This window comes from Enterobacter cloacae complex sp. I3, assembly GCF_014896175.1.
In the GTDB taxonomy this organism is placed as follows: Bacteria; Pseudomonadota; Gammaproteobacteria; order Enterobacterales; family Enterobacteriaceae; genus Enterobacter; species Enterobacter bugandensis.
This window is the reverse complement of sequence record NZ_JADBQZ010000004.1, coordinates 226,291-232,830: the sequence shown is the minus strand read 5'-3', so window position 1 is coordinate 232,830 and position 6,540 is coordinate 226,291. Positions and strand designations below refer to the sequence as shown.

General features: G+C 54.1%; 5 protein-coding genes. All 5 read left to right on the top strand.

Features of this window, described 5'->3' with window-relative positions:
- The first annotated feature begins 584 nt into the window (after positions 1 to 584).
- Positions 585 to 1,574, top strand: coding sequence for an arabinose ABC transporter substrate-binding protein AraF (gene araF / locus IM271_RS04710; RefSeq protein WP_008500409.1), 990 nt, complete (start codon positions 585 to 587; stop codon positions 1,572 to 1,574).
- Positions 1,575 to 1,645: 71 nt separating this feature from the next.
- Positions 1,646 to 3,160, top strand: coding sequence for an L-arabinose ABC transporter ATP-binding protein AraG (gene araG / locus IM271_RS04705; RefSeq protein ID WP_193052232.1), 1,515 nt, complete (start codon positions 1,646 to 1,648; stop codon positions 3,158 to 3,160).
- Between the two features lie 14 nt (positions 3,161 to 3,174).
- On the top strand, positions 3,175 to 4,155 hold the full coding sequence (gene araH, locus IM271_RS04700; protein WP_193052237.1) for an arabinose ABC transporter permease AraH: 981 nt from the start codon (positions 3,175 to 3,177) through the stop codon (positions 4,153 to 4,155).
- 176 nt (positions 4,156 to 4,331) lie between these two features.
- A complete protein-coding gene (gene otsB, locus IM271_RS04695; RefSeq protein WP_028013657.1) occupies positions 4,332 to 5,135 on the top strand; it encodes a trehalose-phosphatase in 804 nt (267 codons plus the stop codon).
- Positions 5,110 to 6,534, top strand: coding sequence for an alpha,alpha-trehalose-phosphate synthase (gene otsA / locus IM271_RS04690; protein WP_193052231.1), 1,425 nt, complete (start codon positions 5,110 to 5,112; stop codon positions 6,532 to 6,534). The genes otsB and otsA overlap by 26 nt, the downstream gene beginning before the upstream one ends.
- The last annotated feature ends 6 nt before the right edge of the window (positions 6,535 to 6,540 follow it).

The window sequence follows — 6,540 nt, the reverse complement described above, 5'->3', positions numbered from 1 at the left end:
GTTTAATATAGTACAAAAATACAAATATATAGCCACCAAATGAAATTTTATTAACCTGTTGATACTAAAGGTTAAGTGTCTTTCGAGGGATACTGATTTACTTTCGTGAACATTTAGCCGGAATAATGCTCTGTAAGAAAAATAAATACAGATTATTCATTTCAAATATATGATGCGTTGCTGAATTTGCGCTAAGTCAATTTTAACGGAATAACGCCTTTTCATGATGCGTTCGTTTTTTTGATGAAAAGCATGGATCCCCGTCAGGGGAGAGCCGCAGCGACATCCGCCGTAAGGCATCAGGGATTTCTTAGCTAATCTTATGGATAATTCTGCTTACCCAGCTTTCATTTGTCAGACAATTCCTGCCTTTTTTATGTCATTTTTCGCTGAATTTATGTACGCAATTACTGTAATTCTGCGGTGTGATGGGGCTCTCTTATGGATGATTAATTTCCCGCTAAAACTATCACCAGCAATAACGCTTATGACGAGGTAAGCGCTAATGCCTTGTTTTAATTCCGATTAAATAAGAAGCACGCAAATCTTCCCTACAGAAAAGAATGCTAAAGCTGGAGTTTACCATGCACAAATTTACTAAAGCGCTGGCGGCCATCGGTCTGGCTGCCGTTATGTCACAATCCGCTATCGCTGAGAATTTAAAACTCGGTTTTTTGGTAAAACAGCCGGAAGAACCCTGGTTCCAGACCGAATGGAAATTCGCTGATAAAGCCGGAAAAGATTTAGGTTTTGAAGTGATTAAAATCGCCGTGCCGGACGGTGAAAAAACCCTGAACGCCATCGACAGCCTGGCGGCCAGCGGCGCGAAAGGTTTTGTGATCTGCACGCCGGATCCAAAGCTCGGTTCGGCCATCGCGGCGAAAGCCCGCGGTTACGACATGAAGGTTATTGCGGTTGACGATCAGTTCGTTAACGCCAAAGGCAAACCGATGGACAGCGTTCCGCTGGTCATGATGGCGGCGACCAAAATTGGTGAACGTCAGGGGCAGGAGCTTTATAAAGAGATGCAGAAACGCGGCTGGGATGTGAAAGAGACTGCCGTCATGGCCATCACCGCAGACGAGCTGGACACGGCGCGTCGTCGTACGACCGGATCAATGGACGCGCTGAAAGCGGCCGGCTTCCCTGAAAAACAGATCTATAAAGTGCCAACCAAATCTAACGACATCCCGGGCGCCTTTGACGCGGCGAACTCTATGCTGGTTCAGCACCCGGAAGTGAAGCACTGGCTGGTGGTCGGCATGAACGACAACACCGTGCTGGGCGGCGTGCGCGCGACGGAAGGTCAGGGCTTCAAGGCGCCTGACGTTATCGGGATCGGCATCAACGGCGTGGATGCGGTGAGCGAGCTGTCCAAAGCGCAGGCCACCGGCTTCTACGGCTCTCTGCTGCCAAGCCCGGACGTTCACGGCTACAAATCCAGCGAAATGCTCTACAACTGGGTCACCAAAGGGGCTGAACCGCCGAAATTTACCGAAGTGACCGACGTGGTGCTGATTACCCGCGACAACTTCAAAGAGGAACTGGCGAAAAAGGGACTGGGCGGTAAGTAATACGCTGTGATTGTGCCCCTTACTCGCCGTAAGGGGCCAGACGTACACACTACAGGAATCACGGAGTCGTTATGCAACAGTCTAATCCGTATCTCTCTTTTCGCGGCATCGGGAAAACGTTTCCCGGTGTTAACGCGCTGACCGATATCAGCTTCGACTGCTATGCCGGCCAGGTTCATGCCCTGATGGGGGAAAACGGAGCGGGGAAATCCACGCTGCTAAAAATCCTCAGCGGCAACTACGCGCCAACAACCGGCACGCTGGCCATTCGCGGTGAAGAGGTGGCCTTTGCCGATACCACGGCGGCGCTCAACGCCGGTGTCGCCATTATCTATCAGGAACTGCACCTCATCCCTGAGATGACCGTGGCCGAAAATATCTATTTAGGCCAGCTTCCGCACAAAAGCGGCGTGGTGAATCGTTCGCTACTTAATTATGAAGCGGGGCTGCAGCTTAAGCATCTTGGTCTGGACGTCGATCCCCAGACCCCGCTGAAATACCTCTCCATCGGCCAGTGGCAGATGGTTGAAATTGCCAAGGCGCTGGCGCGTAACGCCAGGGTTATTGCCTTTGATGAACCTACCAGTTCGCTTTCCGCGCGTGAAATCGAAAACCTGTTCCGCGTGATCCGCGAGCTGCGGCAGGAAGGCCGCACCATTTTGTACGTGTCGCACCGCATGGAGGAGATATTTGCCCTGAGCGATGCCATCACCGTATTTAAGGATGGGCGCTATGTGCGCACCTTTACCGATATGCAGCAGGTTAACCATGATCAGCTTGTTCAGGCGATGGTCGGGCGCGATCTGGGCGATATCTATCACTGGAAACCGCGCGAGTACGGCCCCGAGCGTCTGCGTATGGACAACGTCAAAGCGCCGGGCGTGCGAACGCCGGTTTCGTTATCCGTACGCAGCGGTGAGATCGTCGGTCTGTTTGGCCTTGTTGGGGCGGGACGCAGCGAGCTGATGAAAGGGCTGTTCGGCGGTACACGCATTACCGCAGGGCAGGTCTCTATTGACGGCGAGCAGGTGGATATCCAGAAACCCGCCCACGCAATCAGGGCCGGGATGATGCTCTGCCCGGAAGACCGCAAGGCGGAGGGGATCATTCCGGTGCATTCGGTGCGCGACAACATCAACATTTCCGCCCGGCGTAAATTTATCCGCGCGGGTTGCCTGATTAACGACGGCTGGGAGTCGAGCAACGCCGACCATCATATTCGCTCGCTGAATATCAAAACGCCGGGACCGGAACAGCTGATTATGAATCTGTCAGGAGGAAACCAGCAGAAGGCCATTTTAGGCCGCTGGCTGTCGGAGGATATGAAGGTCATTCTGCTGGACGAGCCGACGCGCGGTATCGATGTGGGCGCAAAACACGAGATTTACAACGTGATATATGAACTGGCAAAACGTGGCGTGGCGGTGCTGTTCGCCTCCAGCGATCTGCCTGAGGTGCTTGGCGTTGCTGACCGCATAGTAGTGATGCGCGAAGGCGAAATCGCCGGTGAATTACTTCATGAACAGGCGAATGAACAACAGGCGTTGAACCTCGCCATGCCTAAAGTCAGCCAGGCTGTCGCCTGAGTAAGGAGTTAATGATGTCCTCTGTTACTACATCCGGAGCGCCGAAGTCGGCTTTTAGTTTTGGACGCATCTGGGATCAGTACGGCATGCTGGTGGTCTTTGCCGCACTCTTCATCGCCTGTGCAATCTTCGTCCCTAATTTTGCCACCTTCATTAATATGAAAGGGCTGGGACTGGCGATTTCCATGTCCGGCATGGTGGCCTGTGGCATGCTCTTATGTCTGGCCTCCGGTGATTTCGACCTGTCGGTGGCCTCGGTTATCGCCTGCGCGGGCGTCACCACGGCGGTGGTGATCAACATGACGGAAAGCCTGTGGATTGGCGTTTTTGCCGGTCTGTTGCTCGGCGTGATCAGCGGTCTGGTGAACGGTTTTGTTATCGCACGCCTGAAGATTAATGCCCTGATTACCACGCTTGCAACGATGCAGATAGTCCGCGGTCTGGCGTATATCATCTCCGACGGTAAAGCGGTAGGGATTGAAGACGAGCGCTTCTTTACGCTGGGCTACGCCAACTGGCTGGGCCTGCCTGCGCCTATCTGGCTCACCGTGGCCTGCCTGATCCTGTTCGGCTTCCTGCTGAACCGCACCACCTTTGGTCGTAACACGCTGGCGATCGGCGGCAATGAAGAAGCGGCTCGTCTGGCAGGGGTGCCGGTTGTACGCACCAAGATTATTATCTTCGTGCTCTCCGGGCTGGTCTCCGCCGCGGCGGGGATTATTCTGGCGTCGCGTATGACCAGCGGCCAGCCAATGACGTCTATCGGTTATGAGCTGATCGTCATCTCGGCGTGCGTTTTAGGGGGCGTTTCCCTCAAGGGAGGCATCGGAAAAATCTCATATGTGGTGGCCGGTATCCTGATTTTGGGCACGGTGGAAAACGCCATGAACCTGTTGAATATTTCGCCGTTCTCTCAGTACGTCGTGCGCGGCCTGATCCTGCTGGCAGCCGTGATTTTCGACCGTTACAAGCAAAAAGCGAAGCGTACCGTGTAACCCCAGCGCTGACTTTTTATTGCTCAACTAATAACCATAGTTGACCCCTGAACCGCCTCGCCAGTTTTGCTGGCGGGGCGGTTGTCAAATGGCGAGGCCCATCACACTGTCTATACTTACATGGCTATGAAAGAGGTAAAGGCGTTTACCTCTCGTAAACCGTAAGGAGGATTAGGGTGGCTGACTTGTTAACCGCACCGCCTGTACTGCCCGGAAAATATGCTTTCTTTTTTGACCTCGACGGGACGCTCGCCGGGATCCAACCGCATCCTGACGACGTGGTCGTACCGGATACGGTGCTAGAGAATTTGCAGCAGCTCTCTCGACTGAACGAGGGCGCATTGGCATTGATTTCAGGGCGCTCAATGGCCGAGCTGGACGTGCTCGCCAGTCCTTACCACTTTCCGCTGGCCGGTGTACACGGAGCGGAGCGCCGCGATATCCATGATCAACTGCATGTTGTATCACTCCCCGATACCTTAATTCAGGCGTTACATACTGAACTCTCCTCGGCGCTGGCGTCGCTCCCGGGCACGGAACTGGAAGCGAAAGGCATGGCGTTCGCCTTGCACTATCGGCAGGCTCCGCATCACGAAGCGGCGATCTTTGCGATTGCCCGCAGCGTGGCCGATGCACATCCGCAGCTCGCGCTGCAGCCGGGGAAGTGCGTCGTTGAGATAAAACCTGAGGGCATCAATAAGGGGGCCGCTATTGCGGCGTTTATGGCGGAACCGCCATTTAAGGGACGTACACCGGTATTTTTTGGCGATGACCTGACCGATGAGGCCGGTTTTCGCGTGGTGAAACAGGCCGGAGGGATCGCCGTCAAGGTAGGGCCTGGTGACACTGTCGCTGAATGGCGTCTGGCGAATGTCGAGGCCGTCTGGCAGTGGATTTCTGATATCGCTAACCAGCAACAACAACAAATAGCGCAAAACAAAGGGGGAAACCATTATGGGTCGCTTAGTCGTCGTCTCTAACCGAATTGCACAGCCTGATGATAAAAAAGCCAGTGCAGGTGGCCTGGCGGTAGGGGTATTAGGTGCCTTAAAAGCTGCTGGCGGGCTGTGGTTTGGCTGGAGCGGTGAAATCAATGAACAAGAGAAACCGCTTAAAAAGGTGACGCGCGGGAACATTACGTGGGCATCATTTGCGCTCAAAGAGAAAGACTATGACGAGTATTACTCGCAGTTCTCCAACGCGGTCCTGTGGCCTGCGTTTCACTATCGTCTTGATCTGGTGAAATTCCAGCGTGAATCCTTCGAGGGCTACTCGCGGGTGAATGCGCTGCTGGCGGATAAACTGCTGCCTTTAATTGAGGAAGACGATATTTTATGGATCCACGATTATCATCTGCTCCCCTTCGCCAGAGAGCTGCGTAAAAGGGGAGTCAATAACCGGATTGGCTTCTTCCTGCACATTCCGTTCCCGACGCCGGAAATTTTCACCGCGCTGCCGCCGCATGAAGAACTGCTGGAGGCGCTGTGTGATTATGACCTGCTGGGCTTCCAGACCGAAAATGACCGTCTCGCGTTCCTGGACTCCGTGTCAGGCAAAACGCGCCTGGTAACCAACGGCGGCAAAACCCATACGGCGTGGGGCAAAACCTTCCATACCGAGGTCTATCCGATTGGTATTGAACCCGACGAAATTGCGGAACAGGCCTCGGGCCCGCTGCCGCCGAAGCTGGCCCAGCTTAAGAATGAACTCAAGCACGTGAAGAATATCTTCTCGGTAGAGCGTCTGGATTATTCCAAAGGGTTGCCGGAACGCTTCCTGGCGTATGAAACGCTGCTGGATAAATACCCTCAGCACCACGGTAAAATCCGCTATACCCAGATCGCGCCAACGTCGCGCGGGGAAGTGCAGGCCTATCAGGATATTCGTCATCAGCTGGAGACAGAAGCAGGGCGCATCAACGGGCGCTACGGCCAACTGGGCTGGACGCCGCTCTTTTATCTGAATCAGCATTTTGACCGTAAGATCCTGATGAAGGTCTTCCGCTACGCCGACGTTGGCCTGGTTACGCCGCTGCGTGACGGGATGAACCTGGTGGCAAAAGAGTACGTGGCGGCTCAGGACCCGGCGGATCCAGGCGTGCTGGTGCTTTCCCAGTTTGCAGGGGCAGCGAACGAACTGACCTCAGCGCTGCTCGTTAACCCTTACGATCGGGATGATGTGGCAAATGCCCTCAACCGCGCGCTGACCATGCCGCTGACGGAGCGAATTTCCCGCCATGCCGAAATGATGGAGACGATCCGGAATAACGATATAAATCACTGGCAGGCGCGTTTTATTCAGGATCTGCGCGAAATAGCCCCGCAAAGTCACGAAGGCGATCTGCAAAAAAAGATCGCGACCTTCCCTAAACTCGCCTGATATTCC